The organism is Curtobacterium sp. 24E2, from assembly GCF_016925595.1.
Taxonomy (GTDB): Bacteria; Actinomycetota; Actinomycetes; order Actinomycetales; family Microbacteriaceae; genus Curtobacterium.
In genome coordinates this window covers 2,196,577-2,216,639 of the sequence record NZ_CP068987.1, presented here as the reverse complement: position 1 = coordinate 2,216,639, position 20,063 = coordinate 2,196,577, and the positions used below count along the sequence as shown (strand labels likewise).

The window sequence follows — 20,063 nt, the reverse complement described above, 5'->3', positions numbered from 1 at the left end:
TCAACGGCACGGGTCGGGCAGCTGATGCTGTCGGCGCCAGGTCGCAGCCAATCGCGGACATTGGAGCCGCCTCCGCGTCGACCAGGGTGGCCAGGGCGTTGGAGAACAGGGTGGATGCCAGTGCCGTGACCTCGGCTGCGGCGCCGGTGAAAGTGGGGGCTGAGCAGCCTGGTTCAGGGAAGAACCGGTCCGTGCGCGGCGGGTTCGGGAACAGGTCTTTTGTGATCGTTCTCCACCCGGGGGCGGGTTGGTGACAGTGTCGATAGCAAGGCGACGCAGAATGTCGTGACCGCTGCCGGTGGCCCCGGTCATCGAGACCGTGGCGATGCCTCGCTGCGCGGTGTGACCGAACAGCGCGCTGATGATCGGGGGCCAGTCCTCGCGCCCGGCGGCGCGTAGGCGTTCGATCCCGACCCGCACTCCGATGTCCGCCGTCGCGTCGATGATGAGGTCGTACCCGAGCAGCGGTGCCGGATCGGCGAGCGTGCCGGTCACGATGTCACCTCGAGCGCTGGTGACCGTGAGGTTTCCCCGAATGCGAGAGAGTCGCTGCGCAAGTCGCTCGGCTTTGTTGTAGCCGATGTCGGCGTCCTCGTAGGGTTGCCGGACCAGAATTCCGGGCGTGACGGCGCCCTTATCGACCACGTGCAGCTGAGCGACTCCAGCGCGGACGCAGTGTTCCGCGATCGGCGCGCCGAGAGCACCGCAGCCCAGGATCAGTACTTTGCGGCCCGTGAGCCACTGGGCGGATGATCCGGAGTCGCGGCGTCGGGTCACCTCCGGGCGCGCTTCGTGGATCACCATCCACTGGATTTTGGCGAAGCCCAACCAGCTCTCCGCGAGATCGCGCACGCGCTTGGTGAGTTCGACGTGTTCAGGGCTGACGTCCTCGAGAAGATCGGTGATCTGCCCCCTAGGTCATCCAGATGCCATGCCGTGATGTGAGCCAGCGCTTGTCCGGGGTCGAGGCGGCGTGCGGGCGTGCCAAGCAGCATCATGGCGGGAACGGCGCTGTCCCCTTCGAGCCCGACACCGACTGCTTTGTTGATAGTGCGGGCGGTTACGAAGGCCCGGAGCAGCTCCTCGCGGCTGTACCCGTAGGTCTCGAGCGAGCCCGCGAGGGCGTCGGCAGTGCTGGGGTACTCCATATCGAGGGTGTCGCTGATGAGTATGAGTGGGGCGGCGAACAGCGCTGTGCCGGCCTCGTCGCGGGCCGGCAGTTCCTCAGCCATTAGCCGCTGGTAGACCTGTTGTCCGGTCAGCCACTCCAACACGTCGATCCGTTCGCGTCGGTGAGCACACCAGGCATACAGCAGGCGTACCGGCGCTGAGTTGGGTTCGGTATCCCTCCAGGGGGCCAGCTCGCCCACGTCTGGTCGAACCACGACCCAGCCGTTCTTGTAGGAGCTGTACGCGACCGGCGGGTGCAGCGGTTGACCGGCCGGGTCAAGTTCTCCGACCGCAGCACGTTGCAACCAGAGGTTGAGCCGACTGATCAGGCCGCGCATCCCGTCCGCCGGGTTCCACTCCACCGAGGAAGCCGCGTACAGGCACAGCAGGCGTCCCCACTGCACGTGGGGCGTCCCCGCCCACCGGCGGTGCATGACGTAGACATCCGGGTGCGCCAACGGGAAGGAGGGACCGACGAGGATCTCGAATCGTTCCCGTGCGCGTACTCGGATGCCTGGCCCGCTCGTGATGATCCCCGAGGTGTCAAGCGAAACGGTGAACGTGGTTTGGCCCTTGTCGTCCTGCTCCATCCCCAGGAGCTGGATCGCGCCGCCGCTGACGTCGGCGAGGTCGGAGAGCTGCCGGTGGGCCAGGGTGCTCAACGACCGAACCCGACCGGTGTCTCTGGGGCACTGCTGCCGCCCCGGTCGGCCGAGACCGCCGCATCGACACGCTCCGGACCAGCTCCCGACGGTGCGGCAGCAGCAGCGGTGGGGATCGCGTTACCGACTGCGACGGCGGCTGCCGTGATGGCAGCGAACCTGCGGCCCGTCGCTGAGGCGGCCAGTTCACTTTTGGCCTCGGTCGCGGCGCTGTGCACGAGGTCGCCGCGGATGACGCGCGCGCCGGATGCGTCAACGCCGAACACGACCGGGGACGGTGCTGCTTCATCGACCCAGGACATGGTGCAGATGACCTCGTCCGCGATCTCCGCGTACCGGTCTGCCGCCATCCGGTGAGGCGGGTTGTGCCCATCGACGTCCACGTCGGGGAATACCCCGCTGCTAGACACGATAATCCCGTTCGGGCGGGCGTTGCGCTCGAACGCGTTGAGGACATCCAGTTGAAGCTGTTCGTAGCCGTCGCTGTCCTTCTGATACATCACGCGCTTGGAGCAGTGGTGCGGGGCCAGCAGCAAGTCCCATGAAAGGTACTGCTCACGGTCGTAGTACTCGCTGTAGTCGAAGATCTTCATGATCGTGTCGTGCGCCAGGTCACCGAACAACAGCACCTTGCCGTCGACACCGGTCTCGTCGGTCAGGGTGACCTGCATCGACAGCGACGTCTCGTTCCGCGCCGATGCGGCATCGTCCTTGAACGGTGCGTGGATGAACGCTTCGAACACCCCCGCCCGCTCGTACCCGTCCAGCACCGTCAGCGCCCGTCCCGGCCACGCCAGGTACTCATCCGGCAGCTCGTCGTAGGCGTGGGAGCCGTGGTCGTCGTCGTATCCGATGATCCGGATACGATCCCCACTGGCCGGGGCCTCCGCGGCGTTCACCGCATCCATCGTTGCCGCGATGCGCCGCTCGGACTCCTCCCGGAACGCAACCGCGTCGGCGCACAGCGCCGGCGCGTCAGGGTCGTTGTACTCGCGCCACAACCGAGGTGTGGACCAGAGCTCACCGATTCTGACCCGGTCCAGTAGGTCCGCGAACCCCAGACAGTGGTCCTTATCGGCGTGCGTCAGCGCGAAGGTCGCCAAGTAGGGCACGCCTTCCACCAGAGGCAGCGCCTCGATCAGCCGGTCGACCACCGCGACCTCAGGCGTAGCCTCGTCATCGGCCTTCGCCAGGTCGTGCAGATCGACCTGCAGCACCACGAGGTCGTCAACCACGACCGTCGTGCTGTCTCCGGTGCCGACCGGCCAGAACACCACACCGCGGGCAGGGAGCCCGTCGGACTGAACCATGCGATCGCCTCTCTAGCCGCCGGTCGTCAGGCGCGACACCGGGCTTACAACGATGCTAACTGTGGGCACCGACATTTTGGGGGCGCTTCCACGCGGGCTACCGACTGTGGAATTTGTGATGAACCGCGGTACATCCGGGAGCAGCCTTCGTTGCCGGTCAAGCGAACCAGTGAGAACGCCGGGTCTGTGGGACGGGCCGCAGCATCGAATAGCCGGGTCGGCGTCACGACCCGACCATGGGACTGTCACGGGTGTTCGGTCGGCGACACGGCGCACGCACTAACCAATGAATCGGACCGGTTACGTCTAGACATCCGCCCCCGTCCAAGCGCAAATAGCTGGAGAACGGCGCGCCTCGGCTTTCCCCGGACTGGCTGAGCTGACCACTGAGACGCACGTCCCTGACTCAGCCGACGACGCGCGCAGGAGGTGGTCTGCGAGACTTCCGAATTATTCCTTCATGAAGGATGCCGCCGCGGCTTCAACGTCGCCGCCCGTGGCCGAGAGCAGGATACAGACAACCGGCCACGGTGGAAGGCCCGCGAGCAGCCAACGCCTAGGCGTAACAGGCTGGTTGTCGCCGTCGAGCAGTGCGCCGTGCTCGACATTCATAAGATGGCGTATGAATGCGGGTGACTCTCCTGCAGGAATCGCGGCAACCACGATCGGCAACGCCTCGCTAATCGGAATGGCTGGGGCACCCGAGCTACGCCTGGTGAGCTGCCATGTCGGAATGCGCGGCCCGGACCCGAGATTATAGGACCATAGGTGTCCCGAGTCGATCATCTGCTGACAGACCGATGCTGGAACGTGGAGAGCCTTGGCAGCCCGTTCAACCGGCAAAGCGTTGAGCGCATCAATCGCTGTCGAGCGGACCATGACGCGCATCAGATCGCGATGGGTAAGCCTCCCCGAAGACTCCACAACCCCATCCTGAGCCCCGAGCCACTCAAGAATGAGATGTCGAGTCGCCGCGTCCATGGAGGAAGGCAGATGCATGTTCTCTACGAGGGCGGCTAGGTCTTCGATCGCCTCTGTCGCGCTGAGTCCAAAGTTGCTAATTGCAGCATCGAGACGTTGGCGTGCAAGGTTCTGGCGTGAGATCTCCCGCGGCCCCATAAACACCTCGTTCCGCCCTGGACTCGCAGTGGCACAAATGTCACCAGCGCTAGCAGCATAGCGCTCACAATCAGCACTCGTCGATCGGCGAAGCAGCAGCCCCTGCTCGCTGGAACCTCGCAAGACACGCCCAGTGACATTTTTGTCACTGACGGGGTACCGTAGTTCTCGCCAAAATCTGGCGTGGCAAACGACAGCGCTAACGGCACGCAGCACCCTCAGCCGAACCTCGCCGCCATGCAGGCGGCGTTCCGTGAGCGCCGCGCCCAGCTGGGGATCACCATCGATGAGGTCGCCAGCCGCAGCGGCATCGACCGTAGGGATGTTCTCCGACTCGCCAATGGGGAGGTTCGGGGTTCGATCAGCGCTTGGTGGGCGATCGCGCGAGCGGTGGAAACCCCGCTTTCGGATCTGAGTAAGCGCCTCGATGACCCGACGGACCCCTCCTAGTCATCGCTCCTACGTTTGGTGCACAATGTCCAATCAGCGCGAGACCCTAACACGCGCCGAGCATTGTAGATCGAAGAGCGAGAACGACACCTAGGGCCTCGAGTGGACGCCTCGACATGAACCTGTCGCCTCGCCTTGAGCATTCCCACACTGTTGAGGGTCATTTGCAAGTCTCGCTCGTCCGCGCGGTGGTGCGGATCCGCGACTCCGGCGGCGACCCTCGCATCTGAGCTTTCCCTGAAATCCCTTTGATTTTCCCCCTTCCGCGAAAAACCCAAATGAAGAGGGGCGGTCGTCAGGCTCGAACGTCCTGGCCCTTGCAGCTCGGTTCACTGCAAGCTGCAGCCGTCGGCTGAACATGCTGCGGTTGCCACGGGCCCATGGATGCCGCTACGTGGAGGACCTCGCCGCCCCACACCTGGCCACTAGTCGCGTGGCTCATTCGCTTCGGCTATGCCGTGGTCCGGCGCTTTCGTGCTTGCTTCTTCGGCGGAAGCTTTCTCTGGACTGCGGCCATCTTCGCCCGCAAGCCGCCCCGCCGCTGCGGTGGCAGCGCCCGGAACTCCCAAACCGCAGGCAGCCTGCGCAGCCGCAGCGGCGACAGCTCCCTGCTCATCCTCGTCGTACTCGAGGTTCGACAAGTCCAGCGTCTGACCGGGTTCCGCATACCGGTCCAACGCGCTTAGAGCACAACCAACCCGTGTCGGCTTCAGCCGCACATCGCCGAGACGCCCTCTTGTTCGCTTGACCAGGCACGGACAGATGACCGTGCCATTGACAACGACTAACTCGTACCGAGCAACCTTCGGCCGCAAGCACGCTGCCTACAAAGGGTCCGCGAGCCGCGACAGCAGCTGACGACCTCGATGCTAACCGAGCACGTCACCAGCCCCGGGGAGCCTCAGCGCGAGCGCTCGGTCTCGAGCCCCCATGACCAGTTTCAGCAACGCGCTGAGCTGGACTTGGAATCACGAGTGTGCCTGCGGGCGACGTTACGCAGGACTCGCCACGGCCAAGGCAAGGTTGCCCTGTAGAATCTCACTGTGAACCACCCAATTAGATCTGTACTCCTCGGCCAGCATCTCCACCTGAAGCACGTTGCTGCTGTGTGTGACGGCGGAAACTAGAGCCGGGTCGATGATCAGGCCAACACCTATAGCTTTGAGAACAGCCTCTTTTGCAGTCCACAGTCGATAGAGGTTCTCCGTACGAGAACGTTCGTCGAGGTCACGCACTGAACGGCGTTCGTGGCCGGACAAAACAGATTCAATTGCACTGACGCCTTCTGAGCGGACATGCTCGATATCAATCGCACTCTGCGAAGTGTTGCTCAGCAAGACGACTCCACAATGCCGACTTCGAGACAGACTGAAAGATACTGGGACTGTCTGCCCGCTCGACACGAGGCGAGGAGGGCCATGATAATGGCTGTCGCAGGCGGGACACGGGGACTGCTCAATCGTCAGGCTCCGGGCCTCGAGATCGAGCTCTCGCGCTGCGAACAACCGGGCAGCGATTCGTAGTTGAATGAACCGATGCGCATCAACTGGTCTCCGAAATGCGGACCTTCGCGCTACCTCCGCACAAGTGAGGGTGAAAGCGGATGGATCAAGATGCTCGTCCATGTTCACGAGAGCCATCACCCCCGACCCTCCTAGCCAGTTAAGCTCGGAGCGCTTCAAGAAGCTGCTGTTCCTTATACGTCGAAAGTCCCAGTCCTTCTTTGAAGGCAGGGAGCTGGCTGACATCAGACGCTGCTCCGATCGCCTGCATCCAGGCCCAAGTGTCCGCGACAGTGTCAAGAAGCGGCCGAAGGCGCAACCCGGCGTCGAGCGCGGCGGAACAGTCAGTAGACCAAATGGCGTCTGCCCCTACACCGTGCGGAGCCCAGAACGGTAGGTCGGTCCAAGGCTCGACCGCATTTGCAAGAAGCGCCTCGTCTGCCACGCGAACTGGCTTCACATCGGCCCCAGTGACGGTCGCGCAGATCTGCAGGAGACGGCCGAGGGTCTCTTCGCCGCTCGCCCCTGAGACGACATAGGAGCCGACGGCGGGCTTGTTGGCCAGGACAAGCACGAAGTCTGCAACATCGCGCACGTCGACGGGTGAGATCGATACGTCCAGCTCGGGATAGAGGATGTCCCCTGCCTGAGCATGACGAGCGAGCCACCAGGGCAGGCGTCCGACGTTCTCATGCGGACCTATGAGGACACCTGGATACAGCACGGAGAGACGGTCTCCGAACTGAGCCTTGAGCACACGTTCGCATTCCGCCTTCGAGGGACCGTAGCTGCGCTCCTCCTCGCTGAACGCGAGGAGGGGCGAGCTCTCTGTAACGGGTTCCGCCGGCCAGCCAGAGAACGCACTCACGGTCGAGATGAATATGTAGTGGCTGCAAATGTCGACGAGCATCTTCCCCGAGAGGGCGACGGTCTCGGGCTCGAAACCGGATGTGTCGACCACGAGGTCGAAGGGACCGACCGCGCGCGCCTGGGCGAAGGTCTCTGCTTCGTCGCGGTCTCCAACAATGGCTACAACGCCGGGTACGTTGGGTTGGCTGATTCCGCGGTTCAGCACGAAGACGTCGTGACCTGACCGAAGGGCTGCCTCAGCGACGGCCCGCCCTAGGAATACACTTCCTCCAAGAATAAGAATCTTCATAGCCCTGCTTCTTTCTTTGGTTGTTCAGCCAGGAGCGCTAACGCACGCCTGTCAATCTTGCCGTTCCCGGTCCGGGGAATAGACGAGATTTGAATGACGTCTGACGGGAGCATGTAGTGGGGCAATGAAACATCAAGGCGTCGTACGATGTCGCGTCTCAACACTGCTACGGGCGCGACGATGAACACGACGAGACGAGCGGCGCTCCCCTCGCCGAGGACAACTGCCGCGGCAGCCTCGATGCCCTCGAGTACTGCCACCTTTGCCTCTACCTCTCCGAGTTCGACCCGGAACCCACGTAAGCTTGATTTGCTGGTCTCCGCGCCCTCGGAAGAGAAGTTGCCCGTTCGCTTCCTCCATGACGTCCCCCGTGAGGAACCAGTCTTGTGCCGTTGGACCAACTCCGCGCACGAGGTCCGCGGTAGGGCGCCCCCGCTCCCACATGGCGAACCTGCCCTCGTTCATGCCGGCGTCGACGTAGCCGGCGAAACGCTGGGGGCCACGGATGGCCAGTTGCCCCTCACGACTTGGGGCCAGGTTCGCATCGAGCAGGACGTGCTCGACGCCCGGCAGAGGCAGACCCACGGGGAGAATGTCTGAATCCGAGACGTGCGCCAGGGCGTCGAGGCCGCTGACGTTTGCGGAGCAGTAGACCGTCAGCTCGGTAGGCCCGTAGACATGGAGCAAACGACTGCCGCGTGCGGCATGCAGCCAACGCCGCGCCTGAAGCCCCGACATAGACTCCCCTCCGAAGATCGCCGTCACTAGGGACGGCATGGCATCTGGCTCGAGGTCGCTCAACGCGTAGGCCACATCAATCGAGGAGGGCACCCCTGTCCAGTGCGTGATCCCGTGATCCCGAATGAAAGTCGCGGGCCTCAGTGCCTCACTACGGTTCGGAATCACTGCGGTCGCCCCGACATACCATGCTCCTAGGAGCGTAATAATGCTGGGGTCGAATGTCAGCTCGATGCCTGACGAGACCCTGCTGCTTGCCGTGAGACCGAATTGGTCGGCCAGGACGGGGAGCCACGCCATGACGTTCTCGTGTGAGATTGGTACGCCCTTGGGCGTCCCCGTCGAACCCGACGTGTACAAAACGTATGCGCCGGCGTCTCCTCGGGGTGCCCAATATTGAGACTCCACCTCATCGGATGGATCCTCAATATCCGGTCCGGCAGAGGGCCAAACAAACGCCTCAATTCCCTCGAGCGAAGCCGCCTCATGAACCGAGGAGTGGATGATGAACCTCGACCCGCTTTCGGCGGCGATGAGCGATAATCTGCTCGTTGCTTCGCGTGGGCCCACCGGAAGCACCGCCGCGCCTGCGCGCAGTATTCCGAGGTAAGCGGCGTAGGTCAGGCGTGATCGTTCTGCTACGAGCAGGACCCGATCCCCCGCGACGCAACCGGCCTCCTGTAGACGGTTGGCCACGCGGCCCGCCATTTGGTCAAGCGTGCCATAGGACGTCGCGCTCCCGTCGACCTCCAGAGCTATCGACTCCGGGGAGTTCGCCGCCACTGCGGCGAACATGCTGACAATGTCAGCCGACGCGATGTCTGAGATCGTCAACGCGCTACCTCTTCCGCCAGTCGTTTCCCAAGGTCGCCCAGCCTGGAAGCGGCGAAGACATCCCCTAGATCGATCCTGTTGTTCAGCAGCTGCACGACTCGCATCGCTGCAAATGAATCGCCGCCTAGGGCGAAGAAATCGTCATCCTCGCCAAGAACACTTCCGTCGAGGGAAAGAGCAGCTCCCCACGCCTCCGCAACTAGACGAGCCTGGTCGTCTAACAAGCCAGCCTGGCTTCCCGTTGAGTCGAGAAACATTGCGCTTGCCGCACGTCGATCGATCTTCCCGTTCGATGATCGTGGCAGAGACTCAACGACGAGGTATGAGCTGGGGACAGCCCAAGAAGGAACCGCATCCTGAAGGGCGTTCCTAAGATCGATGTCGCTGCCGTCGTGGGTAACTATCAGCGCTTGCAGTTGAGCGCGCTCACCAATTGACCCGCTGACCACTAGGCACTCCGCGACACGGGACAGTGCCCGAATGCTGTCTTCAACGTTCCTCGTGTCGAGTCGTACCCCGTTGATCTTCACCTGGAAATCGGACCTTCCCAAGAGTTGGAGTTCGCCACCGGGCATCATGCGAACAATGTCGCCTGTCCGGTAGGCCTGTTCTTCTACAATGTCCTCGTACGACCAAGGCTGGAACCGCGCGGATGCGGATTCGTCGACGCCGACGTACCCCGCCCCAACTCCTATTCCGGCTATGAGCAAGTCACCGGGGACCCCGACTGGAACGGGGCGGTCATTTGTCCCCAGTACATATATGCGCTGGTTAGCCATCGGCGCCCCGTAAGGGATGCTCGCCCTCTCCACATCGACGGCGGTCACCTCGTGGATGGTGCTGTGAATGGAGACCTCAGTAGCGCCGCCGAGGTTGATGACCCGGCAGCCAGGCGCGACGCGCCACAGCTGCGCCGGGAGCTCAGGAGGCATCCAATCTCCTCCGCAGAGGACCAAACGCACCTGGGCCGCCGCGGCTCCGGCCTCTGGCTCCGCGAGAAGGAGTGTCAGCAGCGCTGGGGCTGAGTTCCAGATGGTCACCGAGTGCTCGACCATCAGCTCCTGCCAATGCCTGGGGTTGTTCGCCAAGTCACCGTCGGGGAAGATGATCGTGGCCCCGCTCAGCGCGCTGCCAATGAGCTCGAACACGGACATGTCGAACGAAAGGTTGGACACCGAGAGGACTGCGTCGCCTGGGCCGATCGCGAAACGCGTCTTCAGGTCGAGCAAGTTATTCAACACGCCTCGGTTCCGAAGCCGGATGCCCTTGGGAGCCCCTGTGGACCCTGAGGAGAACAGCACGTAGCAAAGATCCTCGCTCAGCGGCTGTCCGGTGTCCTGGTCTGCTGTCACGGGCTGCGTGCCGTCGTCCGACCCGTCTAGCGCCGCCTCGACGTCGATGACGAGTAGGTCTCCGAGGGCAAACGCCTCATCGACGCACACCAATCGGGGACCCGCGACCTCGGTGATGCGGAGCACCTCGGAGTGGGGCAGGTTCTTGCCGAGAGGCACGTAGTAGGCGCCGACGCGCAGGACGGCCAGTATCGCCGCAAGTGCTCTGGGTGTCCGGTCCATGCGGATGGCGATGCCGTCTCCTCTTTGGACGCCGTGACTCTGCAGCCGGCTGGCGAGGACCTCAGTCATGTCGAGCATGTCGCGGAACGTGTAGGACGCGTCTCCTTGAATGCAGAGGACGTCATTTGGCTGACGGCTAGCACGCGAGGCAAACTCGGCGAAGATCGTGCCCTGTGACGGGAGGTCCTGACAGGTCGCGTTGACTTGCCTGAGGAGGAAGTCGCGTTCGGTTTCACTCAGTAGATCAACATCGGCGACAACGGCGAGGGGGTCCGACACGGCCGCTGCCAGCATGGCCTCGACATGGTGAGCGAAGGCGCGCACCGAGTCGAGGTCGACTTGGCGCGCGTCGCCGTAGACCGCGGTGCCCGACACCGACGTCACGACCTCCACCGCCCAAGCACCGCGGCTGCCCTGATCCTGGCCGGAGCCACCTCGGTTACTGACGAGAAGAGGAAAAAGTGACACGAGCTTCTCCGGGCGTGCGTCCCGGGAGTTCGAGACCCGAGCAGATACCCCTCGGCGATGTCACTCACAACCGCATCGGGTTTGATGACGAACGATCGACGCTGGATCTGCCCGGTCGTGGTTGTGACGTCAAAAGCCACCGTGGCGCTGTCCGCGACCGCGACGTACCGGGCTAGCACCGCAGCGCAAGCCGAGACCACATCCCCGACGTCAGCGGAGATCAGGTCAAGACTCGCAACGAGAGCACGCGAGTTCGGGACGAGTCGGACGTCGTCGTCGGAGTAGAAATTGCTCGCGTCTACTATTCGTTGTGCGCTTGGGAAAGGCCGGCTGCTGTGCGTCATCATGCGCTCCAAGCGTGAATTGGGAAGTCCGACGCTATGTCGGCTACCTCGCGGCCTACTTCCCGGCGGACGCCGTCAGCCAGGGCGTACTCCGAGGGGGAATCGGTGCGCACGGAGGACAGGACGCGGTCAATGAGAAGGCACAGGCGCTGCATGACCTCTACCGGCAGCCGACGTTGAGCCATGATGTTCGTCCCAAACCTCAACCCACTCCCGATCATCGGCGGCAGAGTGTCGCCTGGAATGCGGTTGCGATTTGCCAGAATCCCGCACTCTTCGAGGCTTCGCTCGGCTACCAGACCCGATACTCCGCTGCTCCGGAGATCGAGGATCACCATGTGGTTGTCCGTTCCGCCCGTCAAGACGGACCAACCTGCGTCACGTAGCCCCGACGCGAGTGTCTGGGCCAGAAGAACAATCCTCTCGGCGTAGTCTCGGAAATGCGGGGACGAACCGAGCCCGAAGGCTGCCGCCTTGCCTGCGATGGCGGCAGGGTCGGGCGTGCCCTGGAGTTTCGGGAAGACACCACGGTCGAAGACGCGACGGAGCGGGACCCTCCCGTCGGGACCGACGTCCTCGTAGGCCGCTCCACTCAGGATGACGCCGCCGTGCGGCCCCATGAGTTGTTTGTACGTTCCAAACGTCGTCGCATGGGCGTGATCGACGGGACTGACGTGGACGCCCCCGGCCACGAGGCCCGCGATGTGGGAGATGTCGGCTAGCAGGTAAGCCCCGACGTCGTCGGCGATGCGGCGGAACGCCTCGAAGTCCACCCGTCGAGGATAGGCACTAGCTCCGGCAATGATCACCGCCGGGCCAACCTCCTCAGCTCGTCGTCGCACCGCCTCAAGGTCGAGCCACCCGTCCTCGGAGAGACCGTAATGGTGGACGTCGAACATTGAACTCGTCACGGACGCGGCGGCTCCATGAGACAGGTGCCCGCCTTCGTCCAGGCTCAAGCTGAGAACGCGCCCCTTCTTGGGAGCCAGGGACGCGAGGACTGCCAGGTTCGCGTTGGTGCATGAATGTGGCTGGACGTTGGCGTACTGCGCACCGAACATCATTCGTGCTCGATCGATGGCAAGGGACTCCACCGCGTCTAGCTCTTGGGTGCCCGGATGGAAGCGACGACCCGGATAACCCTCGGCGGTGATGTTTGTGATCGACGACCGACCAGCTTCGAGCACAGCCGGGTGGGCGGCGCTGGCGGAAGCCACCATCGCGAGTCGTTCTCCCTGAGCGCTGGCCGTCCTGTCGAGCAGGGCGGTCAACTCGGTGTCCGAGCTCTGGACGATGCCTTCGTCTGCTGTCGTACCCCTCATCACGACAGCTTCCCCGCGATCGCACGCCGCACGTTGTCCCACTGGTCCAACAAGAACATGTGTCCCCCTTCGAATTCGGTGAATGTGGCTCCCGCCACGGTGCATCGGCTCCAGCTCGACCACTCGTCCTTCGGGACGCCCTCGTCCGCTGCTCCCCTCAAGACAAGGAGCGGTGCTGCGATGGCCGTTGGGACCGTCGGTTCCACTCGGCTTAAGAAATCGACGTCGGCCCGGAGGGTGGGAACCAGGATGGGACGGAGTTCCGGCATCTGCAGCGCTGGGCTCCGGTAGCCGGTGTCCCTTTCGATGGCTCGGATGAAGACATCGTCCTCGACACCGAGTGGGCTTTCGGTCGTTCGGTGCATCGGAGGTAGAGATCCACTGACGACGACGAGCACCGGACTCGGCATCCCGAGGCGCTGCAGCGCAATGGCGGTCTCTGCGGCCAGAAAGGCGCCCATGCTGTGTCCGAAGAAGACGTAGCCATCGAGCGGTTCCATGTCTCGCACCTGTCGCACCAGGTCCTCCGTGGCCGATGCTAGGTCGGTGTAGGGCGGCTCGGACAACCGGTCCTCGCGGTGGGGCAACCGCACCGGGCTGACCTCGAAAGTGGAGTCCGACCTCCAGGCCCGCCGGTACACGGAGGCGCCTGCCCCGGCGAAGGGGAAGCAGACGAGGCGATGCGTCACAGACGGCCCCCGATCAGTGCGGCGAGCGATTCCGCGTAGCCGACGGCGAGTTCGCCGCGCTGAGCATGCCACGCGTTGCCCTCGGGAGTTGAGAAGCCCGCCTGCAGGTCTTGACCCTCGAGGACGACCTCGCCGAAGTACTCGGCGTGACAGCCCAGCTCCCGGATGTGTCGGGTGGTGAAGGTGACACCAGAAGCGACGATGGTTTCGCGCTTCCAGCCTTGGTAAGAAAAGCACGCTTGGAAGAGCGGCATGCGCGAGGGGTCCGGGAGCGCCTCGTGCCTCCCCAATCCGAGAAACCGATGCTGGGCGAGGCCATGGCCCGACCGAGGTCGTCCCAGACGGCGGGGAGCAGAGACGGGGCATCGAGGTCGATGCGGACGGGGACCAATCGGACGAAACAGCCGATGATGTTCCGTTCCGCCTCGGTCCGCCGGGCAAGTGCGATGCCGATCGCGAAGCGCCGAGAGCCGGTGACCCGTCCCACCGCTGCACCGAAGGCGGCGAGGTACACGGCATAGGGCGTGACTCGCCGTGTCCGAGCGCAGGCGACGACGTCCTCGTGAGTGATGGTCGCGAGATCGCCGGACGTCCAGGCTCCGGGACGGTGGAGGAGATCTCGGAAACTCAGCTGCTCGAGGGCCGGGAGGTCGGGCACGTCCGCCAGGTCCCTCGCACGCGCCGCGACCGAGCCGCCATCGCCCCTGCTCCCGGTGGCCGCTTCGGCCGCCACCAGGTCGTTCGGGCTCCTTGACTCGTAGCACGCGATCAAAGCCTTGAGGACGACCTCGTCCGAAGCCCCGTCGAAGAGGGCGTGGTGGGCAGCGATGACGACGTCAGCGGTGCCGTCGGCCTCGTCGACGCGAACCCCGGCGTGACACACGGGCCCCTCTGCGAGATCAAACCGCTTCGAGCCGACGGCCTCTTGCACATCGCGGATCGGCGTCGTCGCCGAGAAGGTCGTCACCGTCGCCGCCCCGGAGCCTCCCTGCTCGACGACCAGTCCGTCCGGGCGGAACGCGAACCGCGAGGTGAATTCGTGGCGCGCCGTCACGAGCCGGGCCACCGCGTCAACGAGGCGGCCGCTGTCGATGGATCCCCGGAGACGCAGGTGTGCGAAGGCAACGAGGCCGCGTCCTGGGCCGACGCCGCGAGAGAGGACCCACATCTCTCGTTCGGCCTGGGTAGCGAGCCTGGCCGCGTGCTCACCGGGCGACATAGCCGCCGTCCACGGTGAGAGCAGTGCCCGTCACGCCGTCGCTATCCGGGGACGAAAGATACGTGATGGCTTTGGCCACCGCGACCGGTCGTACGAACGAACCGGAGGGTTCTGACTGTGAGAACAGGTCCTCGTACTCGTCCTTGGGTATCCCGAGAGCGGTCCCGACCTCGGAGAGCATGATGCCGTCCACGGCCGGATCGTCCAATATGTTGCCTGGGCACACGGCGTTAACCCGGATGCCCGACCGGGCATAGTCCAGGGCAGCCGCCTTCGTGAGGCCGATGACGCCGTGTTTGGACGCCACGTACGCACTGAATCGTGCGTAGCCGACGAGCCCGGCGGTCGACGCGACGTTGACGACGCTGCCCTGGCGCGCCTCCCACATCATCGGCATGAAGGCGCGCATGGACTGGTAGACGCCGGTCAAGTTGATGTCCAGCACCTCCGACCAGTCCGCCGGAGTCACGTCATGGGTGAGCACCCCCGACGGTCGGACCACACCGGCGCCGTTCACGAGCACGTCGAGGCCGCCAAACCGGGCCGACAGCACCGCGGCCCCTGCCTCGAGCTGTTCGATCGATCGGACGTCGGCCTCGAAGGTGACGGCCTCGCTGCCTTGCTGGCGGCAGAGAGAAGCCGTGGTCTCCAACTGGGCCCGGGACGAACGGGGGTAATTGGTGACGCCGTTCTCAGCCGGCCAGTCGAGCAGGAAGAGGTCCGCTCCGAGCCGGGAGAACTCGATCGCGGTCGCCCGCCCGACCCCCGGCCGGCACCGGTAATGGCGACTACCCGTCCTGACCAGGACACGTCGCTCATACGGCCGCCACCTCGTCGGTCTCCTTGGCCTTGACGTTCAGTCCCCGGAGCGCCGGGATGCATAGGCAGACCGCAACGAGGAGGACGTAGCCCCCGCGAAAATCGCGAGCGACGCCCTGAGCCCGACGAGATCGAGCGCCACGCCGGCTGCCAGCACTCCTAGGGGGACGGCCGCCATGGCGAGCCCCGAGACCAGGCTGAACACACGACCCTGGAGGTGGGTCGGCACCAGGATCTGCATGACGGTCACGAGAAGGGGATTCAGCGGAGCCCCGGCGAGCCCGACCAGGAAGACCACGACCACGGCGAGGGGAGGCTCGGGTAAGCGACGAGGACGAGCCGCAGCAGACCGACGACGAGGAGGCTCGCGACGAAGGTCCAGTACCTGTTGCGCAGCACACGTCCGCTGGCCGGTATGTACAAGAACATGCCGATGACCGACCCGATGCCTGCGCCTGCCAGGAGCACCCCCAGGAGCCCCGCGGACCCCAAGACCTCGACGCTATAGGCCGGGAGGAGCAGTGGCGCGAAGGCGTCGTCCAGGAAGTTGCTCACGATGATAACTGCGAGGATCGCCACGATCAGCGGCGACGATCGGACGTACGTGAAGCCGTCGGCCAGCATGCCGAAGTACGAGCGCGATTCGGCGTCACCGTCGCTGCTCGGTGCTCGGTCCTCGCGTGGCTTGGGGACACCGAACCAGAGGATGATCGCCGCGACGAAGAACGTGCCGGCGTCGATGAAGAGCGCGGTGGGGCCGCCCCAGACGACGAACAACACCCCAGCCAACGGTGCTCCCACGATGAGTGCCACTCTTTGGGCGGACTGGAACAACGTGTTCGACGACTCGAGACGCACGCCCGCATCGGAAGACATGCGCTCGATCAGGCTAAGGCGCGCGCTGGCGGCTGGTGCCGCGATCAGGCTGCGCACGAAGAGCACGACCAAGAGGAACACGAACGGCGAATCCGTGCCCTCGATGAGGAACGGCAGCACCAACGTGAGGGCCCCGGCCGCGAGGTCGGCCGCCACGCTGACGGCTCGGCCGCCGAGTCTGTCGATGAACACGCCCGCCAGCGCGCCCGCCACGACCAGCGGAAGGGTGTTGGCGAAGCCCGCGAGGCCTGTCTGCACCCCGGACTCCGTCATGCCGAGGACATAGAGAGGCACGGTGACGGTGGTGATGACGTTGCCAAACCACGAGACGTAGTGCGCGACGATAAGTGACGAGAGCCCGACCAGGGCTCTCCGCTGGGTCTTCGTCCGTGTCATGACTGCTCCCCCTGGGTCAGGTCGGAAAAGAGTGCGTCGAGGTCGCGCTCGCTCACGTCGAGGAGCCCCGGTGAGGGAGCATCAACGTCACGGGCGGACAGATGCCCCGCGAGGACTGCCTGCATCTCGTCGGCGCATCGCTCGATGGCATCGGTGTCGGCCGCACGCGGGTTGAAGGCCCATCTCATGACGGCCCGATCGTCGTCGACCGAAACCGACACGTCGACGAGGGACGAACGCAGGGACGTCGAGAGGTCCCCGCCGGCGATCTCGTCTACGCGGCTCCATTCGCCGGCGCGGGCTCGTGCCATCGCGCCGAGATGGTTGAACGTCACGTCGGGGTAGCGCCCGTCGGCGAACGCCGTCGCGATCCGGCTGTCCTGTGATCGCGCTAGGAGGAAGCTCTTCCCTCCGTCCGGGACCTGTCTCCGAGCACGCTTGACCTCGAGGAGGTCCTCGCCGGCATCGTGTCCGTCGACGTCGGGACAGAAAGGGTGGAAGCTCGAGTAATAACCCACGGCACGGTGGGCTTTCCAGCCCGCGAGCCCGTGCAGGGGCTCGCGTCCGAGAACGATCCTCGACACGGCCGGCGCCCGCCCCCTCGCACCAGCGCCGTCAGGAGGGAAGCCAGGGCCAGGTCGTCGAGCGATCGGCCTCGGGCTCCCTGTACCTCTCTGACGAGCGTGATCTCGTCGGAGTAGTCGTTGACGCCCTCGAGAGCCCAAGTCGACGCAGCGTCGGCCTGCATCTGCCGCAGCCAGTAGGAGGACTGCGGTCGGGCGTCGCACTCCCTGAAGGCCGCGACGTGGTCCCCGTAGGTCACGCGCTCCCTGCCGACCTCGTCACCGTCGTAAGCGGCCCGGATGTCGTCGATCACGACGTTCCACGAGTATCCGTCGATCACGAGGTGATGGGCAGTGAGCACGAGCTGGTTCGTCGCGGCGTGTACGGAAGCCACGAACAACGGCCCGTCGCGCAGGTCGAGCAGTGCTCTGTGAGCACGGGCGACGCCGGTCGCGTCGGAGGCGTCGACCCCGTCGACCCAGCAGAGGGGCTCAGCAGAGGGGGCGAGACCACCGCCTCGTCACCGACGATGGTCGTGCGCAGTGTCGGATGCGCGTCCACGACGTGGCGTAGCGCGTCTCTGAGACGCACCTGGTCGACCCCGGTCGGCAGCGACAGCACCACGGAATGGGCGAACTGCTCGACGCGGGAGAAACCCCAGTCGAGCAGGGCTTCCTGCTGCGGGGACAATACATGTCGGCTGATCACCGAAGCGTTCCCCTCGACCAGGTCCACCCGCACTCCCGAGCGTGCCAGGTGCCTGGCGAGCGCGCGGGGAGTACCCGATTCGAAGACGTCCGCTATCGAGCAGACGATGCCGTCGTGCTCGAGCAGCTGTACGAGCTGGACGCTCAGGAGGGATGCTCCCGCGCCGTCGAAGAACGAGCTGTCGGCGTCGAAGGCCTCGTCCCCGGTCAACTCGGCCCAGGTACCACGAACAGCTTCGATCAGGGCGGCGTCGTCTGCTGCGTGCCCGAGGTCCTGTCCGTGAACCGTGTGGCTGAGGACGTTATCGACCCGAGGGAGCCGTTCATGCGGTCGCCTCAGGGGGAGTCTACGTTGGTTGCAATGGACGCGACGAGTTCGAGGAGGCGGCGAGCGAGACGGGCGATCGTCTCCCGGTCGAAGAGACTGCGCCGGTACTCGAAACGTCCGTAGAACTGGTCGCCCGCCTGCCACCATGCGACGGTGATATCCATGGGAGACACGTCCTCGGGGACGGCATTCGCGTACACCCGGGTCGCTTCGTCGTCGGCGAACCGGGTGTCGTCGAAGTCGAGGTGGACGTGCGCGGTCTGCACGAGGGGTACTGCGAGAGGGCGCGAGCCGGGGCGGCCGCCTCGACGATGAGCGCGAAGGGAGTCTCTCGATGATCTGCCACTCGCGTAGCCGACGTCCGTACCGCCGTCAGGACGTCCCTGAGGGTCGGCTCGGACGGCATTTGAATTCGGAAGGGGAGCGTCGAGAGGAGGAAACCGAAGATGTCGGCAGAACCTGGCTCGCCTCGAGTCACACTCGGCAGGCCGACGATGACGTCGCGCTGTCCGGTCTCCTCGTAGAGGAGCCCTGCGTACGCCGCGACCAGGCCCGAGGAGACGGTCATCCCCAACGACCTGACCGCTTCGAGAAATGCCCGCCCGACGTCGGCGTCGAGGACGAAGGTGAAGTGCTCGCCCGATCTGTCCGCGTCCTCCGGCGTACGGTCGTAGGGCAACTGGGTCTGCCCCGGTGCACCCTCGAGGTAGCTCGACCAGAACTCGAGATGACGTCTTCCGGCGTCCGAGGCGAAGTAGGCGCGCTGCCACTCGGCGAAGTCGCCGAACTGGACGCCTGGCGTGTGCACCTCCCCGAGCGCCCGGCCGTTGACGAGATCGTCGTAGTCCGCCAGCACCTCGCGGTTCATCAGCGCGTACGACCACTGATCGGTCGTCGAGTGGTGCATGGCCTGGGCGATCTGGTGGTCGTCGTCCCCCAGCCGGACCAAGACGACTCTGAGTACGGGTCCGGCAGCAAGGTCGAAGGGCCGATGGACGTGCTGGATCATCCGCTCGCGGGCCGCGCCCGCGCGTTCCTCGTCGGGAACGGACCGGAGGTCGATCTCCACCAGGTCGATGGCTGCGTCGTCGTTGATCCAGAGTTCGGGCACTCCGTCCTCCACCCTGACGCTGCTGCGAAGGATGGCGTGCCGCTGGACTGCCCGTTCCAGGGCAGCGACGAACGAATCCCTGTCGAAGCGGCCCGTCAAGCGGAGCCCGAAGGTCAAGACGTACTCCGAGGACGACGGATTCTGCTGGTTGAGCAACCAGAGACGTTCTTGGTCGAGTCCGAGCCGTGACCGGCGGCGTGCCGGATCGACGTGGTCCGTCAGCTTCGGGGTCGCGCGTGAGCTGGCGAGCTTGGACAGGAGAACTGCCCTCTGCTCGGGAGTGAGCCGACCCAGGCGGGTCGTGAGGGAGTCAGTCATGCGACCACGGTTCCGTTCGAGGTGAGGGCCATGGCCGCGTCGAGGGCGTCGAGCACGTCGGCGTGAGGCATGCCGAAATCGATGAGGTAGCCCACTTCGTCAGCGCCGGCATGTGCGACGTCGCGGAGGACCCCGGCCGCCTTCTCCGGGCTTCCCAGGAGTGAAGGGCCCTTGAGATAGTCCTGGAAGGCCGCCTCGAGGAGGACAGTCTCGTCGCCCGTCTCGGTCGCGGTCTGGGCACGGAAGGCTCGGAGGTAGGAGTGCATGGCCGGCCGCAGCTCAGTCGCGACGTTCCGAGACGTGCTAACGAAGGTGTGGAGCATGACGACGACGTCTCCCGAGCCCGGGTGACCAGCCTGCGACCAGGCCTCGCGATAGGCCCTC

The 20,063-nt window shown here is 64.9% G+C and carries 19 protein-coding genes and 2 pseudogenes; 1 reads left to right on the top strand and 20 read right to left on the bottom strand.

The genetic code is table 11. From position 1 onward, the window contains the following. The 4 genes from JN350_RS10955 to JN350_RS10940 all read right to left on the bottom strand — a co-directional run bounded on the left by JN350_RS10955 (nt 1) and on the right by JN350_RS10940 (nt 4,123). On the bottom strand, nt 1-852 hold the full coding sequence (locus JN350_RS10955; RefSeq protein WP_205462223.1) for a HesA/MoeB/ThiF family protein: 852 nt from the start codon (nt 850-852) through the stop codon (nt 1-3). Further along, nucleotides 798-1,832 carry a hypothetical protein gene (locus tag JN350_RS10950; protein ID WP_205462222.1) on the bottom strand — a complete coding sequence of 345 codons (1,035 nt, stop codon included), beginning with the start codon at nt 1,830-1,832 and terminating at the stop codon, nt 798-800. The genes JN350_RS10955 and JN350_RS10950 overlap by 55 nt, the downstream gene beginning before the upstream one ends. Further along, entirely contained in the window at nt 1,829-3,142 is a 1,314-nt protein-coding gene (locus JN350_RS10945; RefSeq protein ID WP_205462221.1) for a ComEC/Rec2 family competence protein, read from the bottom strand. Before JN350_RS10945 ends, JN350_RS10950 begins: the two co-directional genes overlap by 4 nt. Before the next feature lie 450 nt (nt 3,143-3,592). Next, complete coding sequence (locus JN350_RS10940; protein ID WP_205462220.1) at nt 3,593-4,123, bottom strand: hypothetical protein; 531 nt, start codon at nt 4,121-4,123, stop codon at nt 3,593-3,595. Nucleotides 4,124-4,444: 321 nt separating this feature from the next. On the opposite strand from JN350_RS10940, the gene JN350_RS10935 reads away from it, so the two are divergent. Next, on the top strand, nt 4,445-4,711 hold the full coding sequence (locus tag JN350_RS10935; protein ID WP_205462219.1) for a helix-turn-helix transcriptional regulator: 267 nt from the start codon (nt 4,445-4,447) through the stop codon (nt 4,709-4,711). A gap of 992 nt (nt 4,712-5,703) precedes the next feature. Here the strand turns inward: JN350_RS10935 and JN350_RS10930 are convergent. The 16 genes and pseudogenes from JN350_RS10930 to JN350_RS10860 all read right to left on the bottom strand — a co-directional run bounded on the left by JN350_RS10930 (nt 5,704) and on the right by JN350_RS10860 (nt 20,002). Beyond that, nucleotides 5,704-6,048: a 4'-phosphopantetheinyl transferase family protein gene (locus JN350_RS10930; protein ID WP_205462218.1), complete on the bottom strand. Its 345-nt coding sequence runs from the start codon at nt 6,046-6,048 to the stop codon at nt 5,704-5,706. Between the two features lie 325 nt (nt 6,049-6,373). Further along, nucleotides 6,374-7,372 (bottom strand): NAD-dependent epimerase/dehydratase family protein, encoded by a 999-nt coding sequence (locus JN350_RS10925; protein ID WP_205462217.1) that lies wholly within the window; start codon nt 7,370-7,372, stop codon nt 6,374-6,376. Further along, nucleotides 7,369-7,773 carry an AMP-binding enzyme gene (locus JN350_RS20875; protein WP_461962894.1) on the bottom strand — a complete coding sequence of 135 codons (405 nt, stop codon included), beginning with the start codon at nt 7,771-7,773 and terminating at the stop codon, nt 7,369-7,371. The genes JN350_RS10925 and JN350_RS20875 overlap by 4 nt, the downstream gene beginning before the upstream one ends. 88 nt (nt 7,774-7,861) lie before the next feature. Beyond that, nucleotides 7,862-8,905, bottom strand: a pseudogene (locus JN350_RS20870) (AMP-binding protein); the annotation flags it as partial. 35 nt (nt 8,906-8,940) lie between these two features. Continuing rightward, nucleotides 8,941-10,911, bottom strand: coding sequence for a non-ribosomal peptide synthetase (locus JN350_RS10915; RefSeq protein WP_205462215.1), 1,971 nt, complete (start codon nt 10,909-10,911; stop codon nt 8,941-8,943). Next, complete coding sequence (locus tag JN350_RS10910; protein ID WP_205462214.1) at nt 10,899-11,333, bottom strand: hypothetical protein; 435 nt, start codon at nt 11,331-11,333, stop codon at nt 10,899-10,901. The genes JN350_RS10915 and JN350_RS10910 overlap by 13 nt, the downstream gene beginning before the upstream one ends. After that, a complete protein-coding gene (locus JN350_RS10905; protein ID WP_205462213.1) occupies nt 11,330-12,652 on the bottom strand; it encodes a serine hydroxymethyltransferase in 1,323 nt (440 codons plus the stop codon). Before JN350_RS10905 ends, JN350_RS10910 begins: the two co-directional genes overlap by 4 nt. Next, complete coding sequence (locus JN350_RS10900) at nt 12,652-13,341, bottom strand: thioesterase II family protein (RefSeq protein WP_205462212.1); 690 nt, start codon at nt 13,339-13,341, stop codon at nt 12,652-12,654. The genes JN350_RS10905 and JN350_RS10900 overlap by 1 nt, the downstream gene beginning before the upstream one ends. 13 nt (nt 13,342-13,354) lie before the next feature. Then, nucleotides 13,355-14,509 carry a condensation domain-containing protein gene (locus JN350_RS10895; protein WP_205462211.1) on the bottom strand — a complete coding sequence of 385 codons (1,155 nt, stop codon included), beginning with the start codon at nt 14,507-14,509 and terminating at the stop codon, nt 13,355-13,357. Nucleotides 14,510-14,546: 37 nt separating this feature from the next. Then, the gene (locus tag JN350_RS10890) at nt 14,547-15,365 is read right to left on the bottom strand and encodes an SDR family oxidoreductase (RefSeq protein WP_205464436.1); all 819 of its coding nucleotides are present in this window, start codon (nt 15,363-15,365) and stop codon (nt 14,547-14,549) included. Nucleotides 15,366-15,640: 275 nt separating this feature from the next. Continuing rightward, nucleotides 15,641-16,651 carry an MFS transporter gene (locus JN350_RS10885; protein WP_205462210.1) on the bottom strand — a complete coding sequence of 337 codons (1,011 nt, stop codon included), beginning with the start codon at nt 16,649-16,651 and terminating at the stop codon, nt 15,641-15,643. Beyond that, nucleotides 16,648-17,235 carry a hypothetical protein gene (locus tag JN350_RS19430; protein ID WP_240347271.1) on the bottom strand — a complete coding sequence of 196 codons (588 nt, stop codon included), beginning with the start codon at nt 17,233-17,235 and terminating at the stop codon, nt 16,648-16,650. The genes JN350_RS10885 and JN350_RS19430 overlap by 4 nt, the downstream gene beginning before the upstream one ends. A gap of 206 nt (nt 17,236-17,441) precedes the next feature. After that, nucleotides 17,442-17,609 (bottom strand): annotated as a pseudogene (locus JN350_RS20865) (condensation domain-containing protein); the annotation flags it as partial. After that, nucleotides 17,552-18,163 (bottom strand): phosphopantetheine-binding protein, encoded by a 612-nt coding sequence (locus JN350_RS10870; RefSeq protein ID WP_275898036.1) that lies wholly within the window; start codon nt 18,161-18,163, stop codon nt 17,552-17,554. The gene JN350_RS10870 and the pseudogene JN350_RS20865, both read right to left, overlap by 58 nt. 106 nt (nt 18,164-18,269) lie before the next feature. Continuing rightward, nucleotides 18,270-19,679: a condensation domain-containing protein gene (locus tag JN350_RS10865; RefSeq protein WP_205462206.1), complete on the bottom strand. Its 1,410-nt coding sequence runs from the start codon at nt 19,677-19,679 to the stop codon at nt 18,270-18,272. After that, a complete protein-coding gene (locus JN350_RS10860) occupies nt 19,676-20,002 on the bottom strand; it encodes a hypothetical protein (protein WP_205464526.1) in 327 nt (108 codons plus the stop codon). Before JN350_RS10860 ends, JN350_RS10865 begins: the two co-directional genes overlap by 4 nt. Nucleotides 20,003-20,063: the final 61 nt, after the last annotated feature.

What these genes read in the sequence shown, in the direction of transcription:
- JN350_RS10945 (WP_205462221.1), bottom strand. Translation starts at nt 3,142, where the DNA reads ATGGTTCAGTCCGACGGGCTCCCTGCCCGCGGTGTGGTGTTCTGGCCG.
- JN350_RS10940 (WP_205462220.1), bottom strand. Translation starts at nt 4,123, where the DNA reads ATGGACGCGGCGACTCGACATCTCATTCTTGAGTGGCTCGGGGCTCAG.
- JN350_RS10925 (WP_205462217.1), bottom strand. Translation starts at nt 7,372, where the DNA reads ATGAAGATTCTTATTCTTGGAGGAAGTGTATTCCTAGGGCGGGCCGTC.
- JN350_RS10910 (WP_205462214.1), bottom strand. Translation starts at nt 11,333, where the DNA reads ATGATGACGCACAGCAGCCGGCCTTTCCCAAGCGCACAACGAATAGTA.
- JN350_RS10905 (WP_205462213.1), bottom strand. Translation starts at nt 12,652, where the DNA reads ATGAGGGGTACGACAGCAGACGAAGGCATCGTCCAGAGCTCGGACACC.
- JN350_RS10895 (WP_205462211.1), bottom strand. Translation starts at nt 14,509, where the DNA reads ATGTGGGTCCTCTCTCGCGGCGTCGGCCCAGGACGCGGCCTCGTTGCC.
- JN350_RS10885 (WP_205462210.1), bottom strand. Translation starts at nt 16,651, where the DNA reads ATGACACGGACGAAGACCCAGCGGAGAGCCCTGGTCGGGCTCTCGTCA.
- JN350_RS10865 (WP_205462206.1), bottom strand. Translation starts at nt 19,679, where the DNA reads ATGACTGACTCCCTCACGACCCGCCTGGGTCGGCTCACTCCCGAGCAG.
- JN350_RS10860 (WP_205464526.1), bottom strand. Translation starts at nt 20,002, where the DNA reads ATGCTCCACACCTTCGTTAGCACGTCTCGGAACGTCGCGACTGAGCTG.